The sequence below is a fragment of the Streptomyces sp. NBC_00370 genome, assembly GCF_036084755.1.
In the GTDB taxonomy this organism is placed as follows: Bacteria; Actinomycetota; Actinomycetes; order Streptomycetales; family Streptomycetaceae; genus Streptomyces.
In genome coordinates this window covers 3007396-3024115 of sequence record NZ_CP107968.1, presented here as the reverse complement: position 1 = coordinate 3024115, position 16720 = coordinate 3007396, and the positions used below count along the sequence as shown (strand labels likewise).

Genomic DNA, 16720 nt, shown 5'->3' with positions numbered 1-16720 from the left:
GTGAGGCCCCCGCGCGGAGCTGGGTGCGGCGGCTCGCCGGATACGCCTGGCGCTACCGCACCAAGGTGCTGATCTCCCTCGGCGCCTCGCTCGTCGCCATGGCCGTCACCGCCTTCATCCCGCTGATCACCAAGATCGTCATCGACGACGTGATCGGCTCGGGCACCCGCTCCCTCGCCGTCTGGACCTCCCTGCTGATCGCCTCGGCGGTCGTCGTCTACTTCATGACGTACCTCCGCCGCTACCACGGCGGCCGGGTCGCCCTCGACGTCCAGCACGATCTGCGGACCGAGATCTACCGCACCATCACCCGGCTCGACGGGCGGCGCCAGGACAAGCTCTCCACCGGCCAGGTCATCGGGCGCGCCACGAGTGACCTCCAGCTCATCCAGGGCCTGCTCTTCATGCTGCCGATGACGATCGGCAACCTCCTCCTCTTCGTGGTCTCGCTGGTGATCATGGCGTGGCTCTCGCTGCCGCTCACGCTGATCGCGCTGGCCGTCGCCCCCGCCATCTACGTCATCGCCCGCCGCAGCCGCACCAAGCTGCACCCCGCCACCTGGTACGCCCAGTCGCAGGCCGCCGCCGTCGCGGGGGTCGTCGAAGGCGCGGTCACCGGGGTGCGCGTCGTCAAGGGCTTCGGCCAGGAGGACCAGGAGACCGGCAAGCTTCGTGCGGTCGGCAGGCGGCTGTTCGCCGGGCGGCTGCGCGCCATCCGGCTCAACGCCCGCTACACGCCCGCGCTCCAGGCCGTACCCGCCCTCGGCCAGGTCGCGATGCTGGCCCTCGGCGGCTGGCTCGCCACCCGTGGCCACATCAGCCTCGGCACCTTCGTCGCCTTCTCCACGTATCTCTCCCAGCTCGTCGGCCCGGTCAGGAGCCTCGCCGTCGTGCTGACCATCGGGCAGCAGGCCAGGGCGGGCGTCGAGCGGGTCCTCGAACTCATCGACACCGAACCGACCATGTCCGAGGGCACGAAGGAACTGCCCGCCGACGCCGAGACGTCCGTCGAGTTCGACGACGTGTCCTTCGCGTACGAGGAAGGCCGGCCGGTACTCGACGGCTTCTCCCTGGAGATGCGGGCCGGCGAGACCGTGGCCGTCGTCGGCTCGTCGGGCAGCGGCAAGTCCACCATCTCGCTGCTCGTACCGCGCTTCTACGACGTGACGCACGGCGCCGTCCTCGTCGGCGGCCACGACGTGCGCGAGCTGACGTACGACTCGCTGCGCGGCGCGATCGGGCTCGTGCCCGAGGACAGCTTCCTGTTCTCCGACACCGTCCGCTCCAACATCGCCCAGGGCAAGCCGGACGCCACGGACGAGGAGATCTACGCCGCCACCCGCGCCGCGCAGGCCCACGGCTTCATCAGCGCGCTGCCCGACGGCTACGACACGAAGGTCGGCGAACAGGGGCTGACCCTCTCCGGCGGCCAGCGCCAGCGCGTGGCGCTGGCCCGCGCGATCATCTCCGACCCGCGGCTGCTGCTCCTCGACGACGCCACGTCGGCGGTCGACGCCCGGGTGGAGCACGAGATCCACGAGGCGCTGCGCGGGGTGATGGCCGGGCGGACGACGCTGCTCATCGCCCACCGCCGCTCCACGCTCAACCTCGCCGACCGGATCGCCGTCCTTGAGGCGGGCAGGCTCGCCGCCATCGGCACGCACGAGGAGCTGCAGCGCGACTCGGCCCTCTACCGGCGGCTGTTGACCGACCCCGAGGAGCTGGGCGAGGTCTCGCCGGGCCATGTGGCGCTCCCCGACGCGGAGGCGCTCGCCGAGGCGGCACTGGCGGACGAGCACACCGTACGGGAGGAACTGGACGCCGAGTTCGACGCCGAGCGCGGCATCACGTCGGCGCTGTGGGAGCGCGACGAGACCCCGCACCCGGACTCGGCCGCGCCCGGCGCGACACCCGAACTGCTCGCCCAGGTCGAGGCGTTGCCGCCGGCCACGGACCTCCCCGAGGTGGACGAGGCACGCGCGGTCGCCGCCGAGGAGTCGTACGGTCTGCGCCGGCTGCTGCGCGGCTTCGGGCTGCCGCTGCTGGTGAGCCTGTCGCTCGTCGCCGTGGACGCGGGGATGAGCCTGCTGCTGCCGATCCTGATCCGGCACGGCATCGACGAGGGCGTGAACAAGCTGGCGCTCGGCGCGGTGTGGGCGGCCTCCGCGCTCGGTCTGCTCGTGGTCGCCGTCCAGTGGGCCGCGCAGATCGGCGAGACCCGCAAGACCGGCCGCACCGGCGAACGCGTGCTGTACGCACTGCGGTTGAAGATCTTCGCGCAGCTCCAGCGGCTCGGCCTCGACTACTACGAGCGCGAGCTGACCGGCCGGATCATGACCCGGATCACCACGGACGTGGACGCGCTGTCCACGTTCCTGCAGACCGGACTCGTCACCGCCTTCGTCTCCGTCGTCACCTTCTTCGGCATCCTCGCGGTGCTGATGGTCATCGACATCCAGCTGGCGCTGGTGGTCTTCGCGACCCTGCCCGTGATGTTCGCCGGTACTTTCTTCTTCCGCCGCAAGAGCGTCAAGGCGTACCAGCTGGCGCGTGAGCGCATCAGCGTCGTCAACGCCGACCTCCAGGAGATGGTCTCTGGACTGCGCGTCGTGCAGGCGTTCCGGCGCGAGAGGGATGGCGACGCGCGGTTCACGGCCCGCAGCGAGCACTACCGCGAGGCCCGGGTCCGGGGCCAGTTCCTGATCTCGGTCTACTTCCCCTTCGTCCAGCTGCTGTCGTCGGTGGCCGCCGCCGCCGTGATGATCGTCGGCGCAGGGCGGGTCGAGGCGGGCACGCTGACCACCGGGGCGCTGGTCGCCTACCTGCTCTACATCGACCTGTTCTTCGCGCCGGTGCAGCAGCTGTCGCAGGTCTTCGACGGCTACCAGCAGGCGACGGTCTCGCTGGGCCGGATCCAGGAACTGCTCCAGGAGCCCACCTCGACGGTCGCCGCGGGGAAGCCGGTGGTGGTCACCTCGCTGCGCGGCGAGATCGCCTTCGAGGACGTCGACTTCACGTACACGAGCGAGAGCGCGGGCAAGGAGGAGGCGGCGCTGCGCGGGGTCGATCTGCGGATCCCGGCGGGCCAGACCGTCGCCTTCGTCGGCGAGACGGGCGCCGGCAAGTCGACGCTGGTCAAGATGGTCGCCCGGTTCTACGACCCGACCGGCGGCCGGGTCACGGCCGACGGCGTCGACCTGCGCGACCTGGACCTGACGGCCTACCGCCACCGGCTCGGCGTCGTCCCGCAGGAGGCGTACCTGTTCGCCGGTACGGTCCGTGACGCCATCGCGTACGGGCGGCCCGAGGCGACCGACGCCGAGGTCGAGGCGGCGGCCCGCGCCGTCGGCGCGCACGAGATGATCGCGACGCTGGACGGCGGCTATCTGCACGAGGTCGCCGAGCGCGGCCGCAACCTGTCGGCGGGCCAGCGGCAGCTCATGGCGCTGGCCCGCGCCGAACTCGTCGACCCGGACATCCTGTTGCTCGACGAGGCGACGGCGGCGCTGGACCTCGCGAGCGAGGCCCTGGTCAACCAGGCGACCGACCGGCTCAGCGGACGCCGTACGACGCTGGTGGTCGCCCACCGGCTGACCACGGCGGCGCGCGCCGACCGGGTGGTCGTGATGGACCACGGCCGGGTCGTGGAGGACGGCACCCACAGCGAACTGCTGGCGCTGGACGGGCGGTACGCGCGGCTGTGGGCGAGCTTCATCGGCGAGGGATTCGTGGGCGAGGGCGAGCCCGCCGTGGTGTGAGGGCCCCCGCGGTGCGGGTGGGGGTCTGGCGGTGCGGGTCGGGGACGGGTTAGGTTCGCGGCGTCTGACATGAACACAGGGAGTGTGAATGCGCAAGGCGCTGAGATGGCTGTTGTCCCTCGTGCTGCTCATAGGCGCGGCGAGCACAGCCGGTGCGGCCACCGCCGCCGAACGTGACAGTGCGGCCCACCAGACCGCCGGGGCCGCCACGGCCTCCCAGGACATCAAGGACCGTATCCTCGCCATCCCGGGGATGAGCCTGATCCAGGAGAAGCCGTACGCCGGTTACCGCTTCTTCGTCCTCAACTACACCCAGCCGATCGACCACCGCCACCCGTCCAAGGGCACCTTCCAGCAGCGGCTGACGCTGCTGCACAAGGACACCAGCCGGCCGACGGTCTTCTTCACCGGCGGCTACAACGTCTCCACCAACGCGAGCCGCAGCGAGCCGACGCAGATCGTGGACGGCAACCAGGTCTCGCTGGAGTACCGCTACTTCACCCCGTCCCGGCCGCAGCCCGCCGACTGGTCCAAGCTGGACATCTGGCAGGCGGCCAGCGACCAGCACCGGATCTTCAGCGCGCTGAAGAAGATCTACCGGGCCAACTGGCTGGCCACGGGCGGCTCGAAGGGCGGGATGACCGCCACGTACTACGAGCGCTACTACCCGCGTGACATGGACGGTGTCGTCGCGTACGTCGCGCCCAACGACGTGGTGAACAAGGAGGATTCGGCGTACGACCGGTTCTTCACCCAGGTCGGTACCAAGGAGTGCCGCGACAAGCTCGACGCGGTGCAGCGCGAGGCACTGCTCCGGCGGGCGCCGCTGGAGAAGCTGTACAAGGAGTGGGCGGAGGCCAACGGCGCCACGTTCACCACCGTCGGCACGCTCGACAAGGCGTACGAGGCCGTCGTCCTCGACTTCGTCTGGGCGTTCTGGCAGTACAGCCTGGTGTCCGACTGCGCGGAGATCCCGGCCGCCACCGCGTCCGACCAGGAGATCTACGACATCGTCGACCAGATCTCCGGCGCCTCCGCCTACACGGACCAGGGTCTTGAGCAGTACACGCCGTACTACTACCAGGCGGGCACGCAGCTCGGCTCGCCCGACATCAAGCAGCCGTACCTGGGCAACCTGAGCCGCTACGGCTACCAGCCGCCGCGCAACTTCGTGCCGCGCGACATCCCGATGAAGTTCGACCCGCGGGTGATGCCGGACGTCGACAACTGGGTCCGGCACCACGCGGACCACATGCTGTTCGTGTACGGGCAGAACGACCCGTGGGGCTCCGAGCGCTTCCGGGTCGGCCACGGGGCGCGTGACAGCTACGTGTTCACGGCGCCGGGTGCCAACCACGGTGCGAACGTGGCGGGTCTGGTCGCCGACCAGAAGGCGAAGGCCACGGCCAGGATCCTGGACTGGGCGGGCGTCGCACCGGCCGCCGTCCAGCAGGACGAGGCGAAGGCGAAGCCGCTGGCGCGCTTCGACGCGAAGCTCGACGCACGGAACATCGAGCGGGAGCCGGCGCTGAGGCCGTAACTCGCCGGTGCTGAGGGCGGGAGAGGAATCCTCTCCCGCCCTCAGCCATGCCGGGGTCCAGGCCGGACGGCCCTAGTAACCGAGCCCGTACCCGATGGGATACAGCTCCCGCGCCGGGTCGTCGGCGCGCTGTACGGGGACGGGCAGCCGGCCGCGCGGGCGCGCCTTGCCCGCGATCACCCGTGCCGCCGCCCGAAGTTCGACGTCGGTCCAGGCGTAGGCGGCGACCGAGGCGCGTACGTCCGGCAGTTGGGCGATGTCGTACGGATTGCGGATGGAGAGCGTGACCACCGGTACGCCGGTCGCGATCAGTGAACTGACCAGCGTGCGCTGCGAGCTGGTCGCCGAGACGTTGTACGTGGCGACGACCACCACGTCCTTGCCCTCGGCCGCGGCGACCGCCGCGTCGATCTGCGCCGCCGTCGGGGCCGTACCGGTGGACAGGGCGGTGGCGTCGAAGCCCAGCTCGGTCAGGGCGCCCGCGACGACCTTGGTGGGCGGTCCGTCCGAGAGCGAGGGCGAGGCCGGATCGGCGCCGACGACGAGCACTTCGCGCTGTTTGCGGCGGCTCAGCGGCAGCAGCCCGTCCTTGTTGACGAGCAGCGTGGTGGTCCGCTCGGCGATCCGGTCGGCCGCCGCCAGATGCGCGCGGGTGCCGACGACCCGGTCCACCTCCCGCTCCGCGACGTACGGAGCGTCGAACAGGCCCAGCCGGTCCTTGAGTTCGAAGATGCGCAGGACGGACTCCTCGACGCGCTCCTCGCTGATCTCACCGCTCTTGACCGCCGCCAGCACGGAGTTGTAGGCGAGCGGGAAGTCCGGCGGGTTCAGCAGCTGGTCGATGCCGGCCTTGACGGCGAGGACCGGCACCCGGTCGTCGCCGTATTTCTCCCGTACGCCGGCCATGTCGAGCGCGTCGGTGATCACGACACCGTCGTAGCCGAGCTGCTCGCGCAGCACGCCGGTCACGATGGGGTGCGAGAGCGTCGCCGGGTCACCGCTCGGGTCGAGGGCGGGGACGATGATGTGCGCCGTCATGATCGCCGTGATGCCTGCGTCGATCGCGGCCTTGAACGGCGGGGCGTCGATCTCCGTCCACTGCTCGACGGTGTGGTTGATGGTCGGGATGGCGAAGTGACTGTCGTCCTTCGTGTCGCCGTGCCCAGGGAAGTGCTTGACCGTGGAGGCGATCCCGGCGCTCTGGTACCCGCTGACCTGGGCGGCGACCAGGCCGGCGACGGCCTGCGGGTCCGCGCCGAAGGAGCGTACGCCGATGACGGGGTTGGCCGGGTTGACGTTCACGTCGGCGTCCGGCGCGTAGTCCTGCCGGACGCCCATCGCCGCCAGCTCGGCACCGGCGATCCGGCCCGCCGTACGGGCGTCGTCGTGCGAGCGCCCGGCCCCGTACGCCATCGCGCCCGGCAGCAGCGTCGCGGGCTTGCCGATGCGGCAGACGATGCCGTGCTCCTGGTCGGTGGCCACCAGCAGCGGTACGGGGGTCTCCTTGGCGAGACCGGCCTTCTGGATGCCGTTGGAGAGCGCGGCGATCTGGTGCGGGTCGCGGGTGTTGTGCGCCCAGGCGAAGTAGATGATCCCGCCGACGTGGTACTTCTCGATCAGCTCGGCCGCCGTGCGGACGCCGATCTCGGTGAGGTTGGCGTCGATGTCCGCCTGGTCGGGAGCGGTCGCCGAGTGCCCGTACACCCGCATGACGAAGAGCTGCCCGACCTTCTCCTCCAGGCTCATCCGGGCGATGACGCGGCGGAGACGGGCGCGCGCACGCGCACTGTCCCGTCGCCCCGGCACCGCCGCCGTGGCGGTCGTGGTGACGGCGGCAGTCGAGGCAACGGCTGCCGCCGCTACGGCGGTTGAGCTGAGGAGGGTGCGTCTGGAGATGTTCCGGTCGTGCACAGGTGCTCCTTCCGGCCGTGCGCTGTGAGGGGTGAAGGAAACTTTCAGGGGTTCACCGTTATCCAGAAAGTAACTACCAGTCAAGGGGTGCGCGGCTGAAAGGAGGACGCGCGGGGCCCGCCACGACAGCGCCGCGCGGCGCCTCGCGGGGCAGGCGGCGTGCGGCCGGCGTCCGGCCGGGCCTCAGGCGCGCAGCGACGCCAGGTACTCGCGGCCCGCGCGCAGCTGGGGCGGGAGGGCGGCTGCCGCGGGGTACCAGCGCTTTTCGTACTCCCAGCAGACCCACGCGTCGTCGGCCAGCAGCGACAGGCACTCTGCCAGCGGCAGCACGCCCGCGCCCAGGGCCAGGGGAGTGGTGTCGTCGGCAGACGCGATGTCCTTCACCTGGACGTAGCCGAGGTACGGGCCGAGAGCCGCGTGGGTGACGGTGGGGGACTCGCCGCCCAGCCAGGTGTGCATCAGGTCCCAGAGGACGCCCACCTGCGGGTGGCCCACCGGGCCCACCACCCGGGCCGCCGCCGCGCCCGTGCGGTGCGAGTCGTGGGTCTCCAGCAGGATTCGTACGCCGAGGTCGGCCGCCACCTCGGCCGCCGCGCCCAGCCGGCGCGCCGCAGCGGCGTCCGCTTCGGACGGCTCCGCCGCGTCCTCGCCGCCGGGGAAGACGCGGACGAAGGGCGCGCCCAGATCCGCCGCCAGGCGCAGCAGGCCCTCCAGCTCGGCGCGCAGCGCCTCGTCGTCGGCTGCCGGGTCCGCGACCCGCGCGTATCCGGCGATCCCCAGGATCTCCACCCCCGCGCGCTTGAACTCGTCGGCCACGGCGGCCCGCTCCCGGGGCCCGATGCCGGGATGCACGGGCTCCTCGGGGTGGGCCCGCAGCTCCACGCCCTGGTAGCCGGCGGTGGTGGCGAGTCCCAGCACGTCCGAGACGGGCAGCCCCGGCACTCCCAGGGTGGAGAACGCGAACTTCACGTGATGGTTCCTTTCCGAAGGGCGAGGGCCGCGTACACGTCGGCTCCGGTTCTCACCTCTGCCCACTCAGCGGGCGCGGACGCCTCACGCCCCCCGGGGCGGCGCCGTCGACGCGCGTGCCATCAGCTCCGCCGAGATCGTCGCGATACCGCCCGGCGGGGGTGTCTCCCGGCCCATCGCCAGCCGGCCGGCCCGCGCGCCCGCCTCGTACAGCGGCAGCCGTACGGTCGTGAGCGCCGGGACCGCGTCCACCGAGAACGGCAGGTCGTCGAAGCCCGCGACCGAGACGTCCTGCGGGATGCGCAGCCCCTTGTCGCGTATGGCGGCGCAGGCGCCCAGCGCGACCGTGTCGTTGGCGGCGACCACGGCGGTCAGGTCGGGGGCGCGGCGCAGCAGTTCCACCGTCGCCTCGTACCCGGAGCGCCTGGTGTACGGGCCGTGGAACGTCAGCAGGTCCTGGTCGACCGTCAGGTCCTCGGGCACGTCGGCGGCCCGCAGCGCTTCGCGGTGGCCCTCCAGGCGGTGCCGGGTCGTGGTGCGCTCCTGCGGGCCCGCCACATAGCCGATCCTGCGGTGGCCGAGCGCGAGCAGATGCTCCGTCAGCCGCCGTCCGCCGCCCCGGTTGTCGAAGGCGAGCGACGCCACGATCGCCTCGCTGTCCGGCAGCGGCGGCCGGCCGCACAGCACGACCGCCGTGCCCGCGTCGGCGAGCCTCGCCAGCTTCGCCGCCATCGCCGCGATGTGCGCCGGGTCCTCCAGGGCGCCGCCGGTGAGGATGACGGCCGCCGCGCGCTGGCGCTGGAGCAGGGTGAGATAGGTCAGTTCGCGCTCGGGCGAGCCGCCGGTGTTGCAGACGACGGCGAGCTTCTCGCCGCCCGCGCGGCCCCCGCTCTCCAGACCGCCGATCTCCGCCTGCGCGGCCCCCGCCATGATCCCGAAGAACGGGTCGGCGATGTCGTTGACGAGGATGCCCACCAGGTCGGAGGTGGCGGCGGCGAGCGAGCTGGCCGGGCCGTTGAGTACGTAGTCGAGGTCGTCCACCGCCCGCAGCACCCGGTCCCGGGTGGCGGCGGCGACGGGGTAGTTGCCGTTCAGCACACGCGAGACGGTGGCGGGCGACACCCGGGCGCGGGCCGCCACATCCGCCAGGGTGACTGTCATCGCGGTTCCTCCGTCGGGGCTCGGTCCATGGGTGATACAGCGGATCGCGGTGGGGCTCTTGTCCCCGACCGTGGTCGCAGGCTAGCTTCATACCGTATAGAAAGCGCTTGCTAGGGTCGTATGGAGGGAACTTCGTGACACGCAGGACAGTGCGGATCGCCATGAACGGCGTCACGGGGCGGATGGGATACCGGCAGCATCTGCTGCGGTCCGTCCTCGCGATCCGCGATCAGGGCGGCCTCGGCCTCGGGGACGGCGACGTCCTGTGGCCCGAGCCGGTTCTCGTGGGCCGCAGGGAGCACGCACTCAAGGAGATCGCCGAGCGGCACGGTCTGACCGAATGGTCCACCGACCTGGACGCCGTCCTCGCCGACGAGACCGTGGAGATCTACTTCGACGCGCAGGTCACGTCGGCCCGCGTCGAAGCCGTCAGGAAGGCCATCGCGGCGGGCAAGCACATCTACGCCGAGAAGCCGACGGCGACGGATCTCGACGGCGCGCTCGACCTGGCGCGCCTCGCGCGGAGCGCCGGCATCAAGCACGGCGTCGTCCAGGACAAGATCTTCCTGCCGGGTCTGCTGAAGCTCAAGCGGCTGATCGACGCCGGCTTCTTCGGCCAGATCCTCTCCGTACGCGGTGAGTTCGGCTACTGGGTCTTCGAGGGCGACTGGCAGGAGTCGCAGCGCCCCTCCTGGAACTACCGTGCGCAGGACGGCGGCGGCATCACCGTCGACATGTTCCCGCACTGGGAGTACGTGCTGCATGAGCTGTTCGGCCGTGTCACCACGGTCCAGGCGCAGGTCACGACCCACATCCCGCAGCGCTGGGACGAGCGCGGCAAGCCGTACGCGGCCACCGCCGACGACGCCGCCTACGGAATCTTCCAGCTGGCAGGCGGAGCCGTCGCCCAGATCAACTCCTCCTGGGCGGTACGGGTCAACCGCGACGAACTCGTCGAGTTCCAGGTCGACGGCACCCACGGCTCGGCCGTCGCCGGGCTGCGCCGCTGCCGCGTCCAGCACCGCAGCGCCACCCCCAAGCCGGTGTGGAACCCGGACCTGCCCGCCACCGAGCCGTTCAGGGACCAGTGGCAGGAGGTCCCGGACAACACCGAGTTCGACAACGGGTTCAAGACACAGTGGGAGCTGTTCCTGCGCCACGTCGCGCTCGACGAGCCGTTCCCCTGGGACCTGCTGGCAGGGGCGCGCGGGGTGCAACTCGCCGAGCTGGGCCTGCGCTCGTCGGCCGAGGGCCGCCGCTTCGAGGTGCCGGAGCTGACGCTGTGACGCTCCGGCTGCCCGCACCCGACGGCGGGGTGCGCACGTACGAACCCCGCGCCGAACCGGCCCGTTTCACCGTGGGCGGGCCGCCCCTGACGTCCCGTACGGTCTTCTCCGCCGCGCATGTCGTGGCCGACCCGTACGCCGACACCAGCCCCGACGGGGCGGCGGCCGTCGACTGGGACGCCACCCTCGCCTTCCGGCGCCATCTCTGGTCGCACGGCCTGGGTGTCGCCGAGGCGATGGACACCGCCCAGCGCGGTATGGGCCTGGACTGGGCGGGCGCCGCCGAGCTGATCCGCCGCTCGGCCGCCGAGGCGAAGGCCACCGGCGGCCGGCTCGCCTGCGGCGTCGGCACCGACCAACTCCCCCCGGGGGAGCACACTTTGGCGCGCGTGCGTGCCGCGTACGAGGAACAGCTCGCGCTCGTCGAGGAGACGGGGTCGCAGGCCATCCTGATGGCCTCCCGCGCCCTCGCCGCCGCCGCGAAGTCTCCCGACGACTACTGCGCCATCTACGGGCAGTTGCTGCGCCAGGCGGCCGAGCCCGTCGTCCTGCACTGGCTCGGGCCGATGTTCGACCCCGCGCTGGCCGGCTACTGGGGCAGCGCCGATCTGGACGCCGCCACCGAGACGTTCCTGCGGGTCATCGCCGAACACCCCGACAAGGTCGACGGGATCAAGGTCTCGCTGCTCGACGCGCGGCGCGAGGTGGAGCTGCGCCGCCGGCTGCCGGACGGGGTCCGCTGCTACACCGGCGACGACTTCAACTATCCCGAGCTGATCGCGGGCGACGAACGCGGCTTCAGCCACGCGCTGCTGGGCATCTTCGATCCGCTCGGACCGCTGGCGGCCGGGGCCGTACGCGTCCTGGACACCGGCGACAGCAAGGGCTTCCGCGAACTGCTCGACCCCACGGTCGCGTTGTCGCGGCACCTCTTCCAGCCGCCGACCCGCTACTACAAGACCGGGGTCGTCCTGCTCGCCTGGCTGGCCGGGCACCAGGACCACTTCGCGATGGTCGGCGGGCTGCAGTCGGCGCGTTCGCTGCCGCATCTGGCACGCGCGTACGAACTGGCCGACGGGCTCGGCCTGTTCCCCGACCCGGCATTGGCCGAGACCCGGATGGCGACCCTGCTCGGGGTGTACGGGGTGGACCAGTGAGCGACACGGTGAGCGAACTGTCCGCCGCGGACCTGGCCCGCTTCAGCATCAACCAGATGACGGTCAAGCAGCTGTCGCTGCCCGAGCTGACCGAGGCGTGCGTTCGGCTCGGCGTCCCGGCCGTCGGACTGTGGCGCGAGCCCGTCCAGGCGTACGGCGTCCAGGCCGCGGCCCGACTCGTGCGCGACGCCGGGCTCGTCGTCACCTCGCTGTGCCGTGGCGGCTTCCTCACCGCGACCGACCCCGGGCAGCGGGCGGCGGCGCTGGCCGACAACCGCGCGGCCGTGGACGAGGCCGCGGCTCTGGGCACCGACACGCTCGTCCTGGTGTCCGGCGGGCTGCCGCCCGGCAGCCGGGACCTGCCCGCCGCCCGGGAGCGGGTGGCCGACGCGCTGGCCGAACTCGCCCCGTACGCGGGCGAACGCGGCGTACGGCTCGCGATCGAACCGCTGCACCCGATGTTCGCCTCCGACCGCTGTGTGGTCTCCACCCTGGACCAGGCGCTGGAGCTGGCGGAACGCTTCCCCGCCGACCAGGTCGGCGTGGTCGTGGACACGTACCACCTGTGGTGGGACGACCGGGCGCCCGCCGCCGTTGCGCGCGCGGGGGCCGCCGGACGGATCCACTCCTTCCAGCTCGCCGACTGGGTCACGCCGCTGCCCGCCGGGGTGCTGAACGGCCGCGGCCAGCTCGGCGAGGGGGCGGTCGACCTGCGCGAGTGGCGCGAGCGGGTCGACGCGACGGGCTACCGGGGGCTGATCGAGGTCGAGTTGTTCAACGACGAGCTGTGGGCGCGTGACGGCGTCGACCTGCTCACCGAGGTCGCGGAACGGTTCGTGACGCACGCGCTGCGGTCCGGAGAGTAGCCCCGGGAAAATAACCGACGAAGTCGTGCAACCCTTCGGCACGGACGCGTGTCGTACATGGCATCAGGGCTTCCGGGGAGGGATCTGGGGGGATTCGGGAAGGCCTGATGGGTGGGGGGAACACGTGGGGCCTGGTCCGTGAGGACCGGGCCCCTTGTTCGTCTGTTCGTCGGTCCCGCCCCCGGACGGCCGGTTGTCCACAGGCGGTTGTCCACAGGCCGGTCGCGTTGTCGGACGGCGGCGGTAGCGTCGGATCATGTCCAACGCACCCGTCTCGCTCGCCGTTCTCGAAGCCGTTCTCGAGCGGATCACCTACGCCAACGAGGAGAACGGCTACACGGTCGCGCGGGTCGACACGGGCCGGGGCGGCGATCTGCTCACGGTCGTCGGCGCGCTGCTCGGCGCCCAGCCCGGCGAGTCGCTGCGGATGGAGGGCCGTTGGGGCTCGCATCCGCAGTTCGGCAAGCAGTTCACCGTGGAGAACTACACAACGATCCTTCCGGCGACGATCCAGGGCATCCGCCGCTATCTCGGATCCGGACTGATCAAGGGCATCGGGCCGGTCATGGCCGACCGGATCGTCGGCCATTTCGGCGTGGACACCCTGCGGATCATCGAGGAGGAGCCCAGGCGGCTCGTCGAGGTGCCCGGCCTCGGCCCCAAGCGGACGAAGATGATCGCCGTCGCCTGGGAGGAGCAGAAGGTCATCAAGGAGGTCATGATCTTCCTCCAGGGCGTCGGCGTCTCCACCTCGATCGCCGTGCGGATCTACAAGAAGTACGGCGACGCGTCGATCTCCGTCGTCAAGAACGAGCCGTACCGCCTCGCGGCCGACGTCTGGGGCATCGGGTTCCTCACCGCGGACCGGATCGCGCAGGCCGTCGGCATCCCGCACGACAGCCCGGAGCGGGTGAAGGCCGGCCTGCAGTACGCGCTGTCCCAGTCCAGCGACCAGGGGCACTGCTTCCTGCCCGAGGAGCAGCTGATCACGGACGCGGTGAAGCTCCTCCAGGTGGACACAGGGCTGGTCATCGAGTGCCTCGCCGAGCTGGCGGCGGACGAGGAGGGCGTCGTCAGGGAGACGGTGCCGGGGCCCGACGGCGGCGAGCCGGTCACCGCCGTCTATCTGATCCCCTTCCACCGCGCCGAGCTGTCCCTCTCCGCCCAGCTGCGCAGGCTGCTGCGGACCGGGGACGACCGGATGCCGGCCTTCCGTGACGTGGCCTGGGACAAGGCGCTGAGCTGGCTCGCCACGCGCACGGGCGCGAAGCTGGCGCCCGAGCAGGAGCAGGCGGTGCGGCTCGCGCTCACGGAGAAGGTCGCCGTGCTGACCGGCGGCCCCGGCTGCGGCAAGTCCTTCACCGTCCGCTCGATCGTGGAGCTGGCGCGGGCCAAGAAGGCCAAGGTCGTGCTGGCCGCGCCGACCGGGCGGGCGGCCAAGCGGCTGGCGGAGCTGACCGGCGCCGAGGCGTCCACGGTGCACCGGCTGCTCGAACTGAAACCGGGCGGGGACGCCGCGTACGACAGGGACCGGCCGCTGGACGCCGATCTGGTGGTGGTCGACGAGGCGTCGATGCTGGATCTGCTGCTCGCCAACAAGCTGGTCAAGGCGGTGGCACCGGGTGCCCATCTGCTGCTGGTCGGCGATGTGGACCAGCTCCCCTCGGTGGGCGCCGGCGAGGTGCTGCGGGATCTGCTCGCCGAGGGCGGCCCGGTGCCCCGGGTGCGGCTCACCCGGATCTTCCGGCAGGCCCAGCAGTCGGGTGTGGTCACCAACGCGCACCGCATCAACTCGGGCGTGCCGCCGATCACCCAGGGGCTCGCCGACTTCTTCCTGTTCGTCGAGGACGAGACGGAGGACGCGGGCCGGGTCACGGTCGATGTGGCGGCCCGGCGGATTCCGGCCAGGTTCGGTCTCGATCCGCGCAGGGACGTGCAGGTGCTGGCGCCGATGCACCGGGGCCCTGCGGGGGCCGGGGCGCTCAACGGGCTGCTCCAGCAGGCCATCACGCCCGCCAGACCCGAGCTGCCGGAGAAGCGGCTGGGCGGCCGGGTCTTCCGCGTGGGGGACAAAGTGACCCAGATCAGAAACAATTACGATAAAGGGGAGAACGGGATCTTCAACGGCACGGTCGGCGTGGTCACCTCGCTCAGCCTGGACGACCAGCGGCTGACGGTGCTGACGGACGAGGACGAGGAGGTGCCGTACGACTTCGACGAGCTGGACGAGCTGACGCACGCGTACGCGGTCACGATCCACCGCTCGCAGGGCAGCGAGTATCCGGCCGTGGTCATCCCGGTGACCAACAGTGCCTGGATGATGCTCCAGCGCAATCTGCTCTACACGGCGGTCACCCGGGCCAAGAAGCTGGTCGTGCTGGTCGGCTCCCGCAAGGCCATAGGGCAGGCGGTGCGCACGGTCTCGGCAGGCAGACGGTTCACCGCGCTGGACCACCGGCTCGCCGGCACCGGATGAGCGTGCGAAACATCATCGGGGACTTCCGGAACCAGGGCGAAGGGGGCAGGATGAACAGGTTGGCGGCACTCAGTGCCGCCAATAGGCCCAATGGTCGACCCCGAGTGCACTCTCCTGCGCCAAATGGGGGATGGTAGAGACAGTCAGGGCACCTCGAAGAAGAGGCACTACGTCGGTGAGGGATGACGTGAGCGAGAAACGCGACAACGACGCGGTAGTACTGCGGTACGGCGACGGCGAGTACACCTATCCGGTGATCAACAGCACCGTCGGCGACATGGGCTTCGACATCGGGAAGCTCCGTTCGCAGACCGGTCTTGTGACGCTGGACAGCGGGTACGGCAATACCGCCGCCTACAAGTCCGGCATCACCTACCTCGACGGCGAGCAGGGCATCCTGCGGTACCGCGGCTACCCGATCGAGCAGCTGGCCGAAGGGTCGAGCTTCGTCGAGGTGGCGTATCTGCTGATCAACGGCGAGCTGCCGACCGTGGACGAGCTTGCGTCGTTCAAGAACGAGATCACCCAGCACACGCTGCTGCACGAGGACGTCAAGCGGTTCTACGACGGCTTCCCGCGTGACGCGCATCCGATGGCGATGCTGTCCTCCGTGGTCAGCGCGCTGTCCACGTTCTACCAGGACAGCCACAACCCGTTCGACGAGCGGCAGCGCAACCTCTCCACGATCCGGCTGCTCGCCAAGCTGCCGACGATCGCGGCGTACGCGTACAAGAAGTCGATCGGTCACCCCTTCGTCTACCCGCGCAACGACCTCGGGTACGTCGAGAACTTCCTGCGGATGACCTTCTCGGTCCCCGCGCAGGAGTACGAGCCGGACCCGGTCGTGGTCTCGGCGCTGGACAAGCTGTTCATCCTGCACGCGGACCACGAGCAGAACTGTTCGACCTCCACCGTGCGGCTGGTCGGCTCCTCGCAGGCGAACATGTTCGCCTCGATCTCCGCCGGCATCAGCGCCCTGTGGGGCCCGCTGCACGGTGGCGCCAACGCGTCGGTGCTGGAGATGCTCGAAGGCATCCAGGCCGCGGGCGGCGACGTCGACTCCTTCATCCGCAAGGTGAAGAACAAGGAAGACGGCGTGAAGCTCATGGGCTTCGGGCACCGCGTCTACAAGAACTTCGACCCCCGGGCGAAGATCATCAAGGCTGCCGCGCACGACGTGCTGTCGGCGCTCGGCAAGACCGACGAGCTGCTCGACATCGCGCTGAAGCTCGAAGAGCACGCCCTGGCCGACGACTACTTCGTGGAGCGCAAGCTCTACCCGAACGTCGACTTCTACACCGGCCTCATCTACCGCGCGATGGGCTTCCCGACCGAGATGTTCACCGTGCTCTTCGCGATCGGCCGGCTGCCCGGCTGGATCGCCCAGTGGCACGAGATGATCAAGGAGCCGGGCTCGCGTATCGGCCGTCCGCGGCAGATCTACACCGGCGAGGTCCTGCGCGACTTCGTGCCGGTCGAAGGTCGCTGACGGGCCCGTACAACCGCGCCGCTCAAGCGAAAAGCGCCCCGCCGCCAATCCCCCCACGGGTTGACGAACGGGGCGCTTTCCATATCCCCGGAGCGGATTCCCCCCAC

Annotated in this window: 10 protein-coding genes; 7 read left to right on the top strand and 3 right to left on the bottom strand. The window is 70.9% G+C overall.

The window, feature by feature from the left end; all coding sequences use genetic code 11:
• Positions 1-23 precede the first annotated feature (23 nt).
• Positions 24-3758: an ABC transporter ATP-binding protein gene (locus OHS57_RS13300; RefSeq protein WP_328585057.1), complete on the top strand. Its 3735-nt coding sequence runs from the start codon at positions 24-26 to the stop codon at positions 3756-3758.
• Between the two features lie 88 nt (positions 3759-3846).
• On the top strand, positions 3847-5298 hold the full coding sequence (locus OHS57_RS13295) for a S28 family serine protease (RefSeq protein ID WP_328582040.1): 1452 nt from the start codon (positions 3847-3849) through the stop codon (positions 5296-5298).
• Positions 5299-5370: 72 nt separating this feature from the next.
• Here the strand turns inward: OHS57_RS13295 and OHS57_RS13290 are convergent, their stop codons facing one another.
• From OHS57_RS13290 to OHS57_RS13280, 3 genes are all read right to left on the bottom strand, one after another.
• Complete coding sequence (locus tag OHS57_RS13290; RefSeq protein ID WP_328582039.1) at positions 5371-7209, bottom strand: glycoside hydrolase family 3 protein; 1839 nt, start codon at positions 7207-7209, stop codon at positions 5371-5373.
• A 183-nt stretch (positions 7210-7392) separates the two neighbouring features.
• Positions 7393-8178 (bottom strand): sugar phosphate isomerase/epimerase family protein, encoded by a 786-nt coding sequence (locus tag OHS57_RS13285; protein ID WP_328582038.1) that lies wholly within the window; start codon positions 8176-8178, stop codon positions 7393-7395.
• Between the two features lie 84 nt (positions 8179-8262).
• Entirely contained in the window at positions 8263-9339 is a 1077-nt protein-coding gene (locus OHS57_RS13280) for a LacI family DNA-binding transcriptional regulator (protein WP_041989492.1), read from the bottom strand.
• A gap of 134 nt (positions 9340-9473) precedes the next feature.
• Between OHS57_RS13280 and OHS57_RS13275 the strand changes: the two genes are divergently transcribed.
• The 5 genes from OHS57_RS13275 (at position 9474) to OHS57_RS13255 (ending at position 16613) form a co-directional block, all read left to right on the top strand.
• Positions 9474-10625 (top strand): Gfo/Idh/MocA family protein, encoded by a 1152-nt coding sequence (locus OHS57_RS13275; protein WP_041989495.1) that lies wholly within the window; start codon positions 9474-9476, stop codon positions 10623-10625.
• A complete protein-coding gene (locus tag OHS57_RS13270) occupies positions 10622-11782 on the top strand; it encodes a dihydrodipicolinate synthase family protein (RefSeq protein WP_328582037.1) in 1161 nt (386 codons plus the stop codon). Before OHS57_RS13275 ends, OHS57_RS13270 begins: the two co-directional genes overlap by 4 nt.
• 56 nt (positions 11783-11838) lie before the next feature.
• Positions 11839-12648 (top strand): sugar phosphate isomerase/epimerase family protein, encoded by an 810-nt coding sequence (locus OHS57_RS13265; RefSeq protein WP_198533415.1) that lies wholly within the window; start codon positions 11839-11841, stop codon positions 12646-12648.
• A 256-nt stretch (positions 12649-12904) separates the two neighbouring features.
• On the top strand, positions 12905-15124 hold the full coding sequence (gene recD2, locus OHS57_RS13260; RefSeq protein ID WP_041989501.1) for an SF1B family DNA helicase RecD2: 2220 nt from the start codon (positions 12905-12907) through the stop codon (positions 15122-15124).
• A 175-nt stretch (positions 15125-15299) separates the two neighbouring features.
• Complete coding sequence (locus tag OHS57_RS13255; RefSeq protein WP_198533281.1) at positions 15300-16613, top strand: citrate synthase; 1314 nt, start codon at positions 15300-15302, stop codon at positions 16611-16613.
• Positions 16614-16720 lie beyond the last annotated feature (107 nt).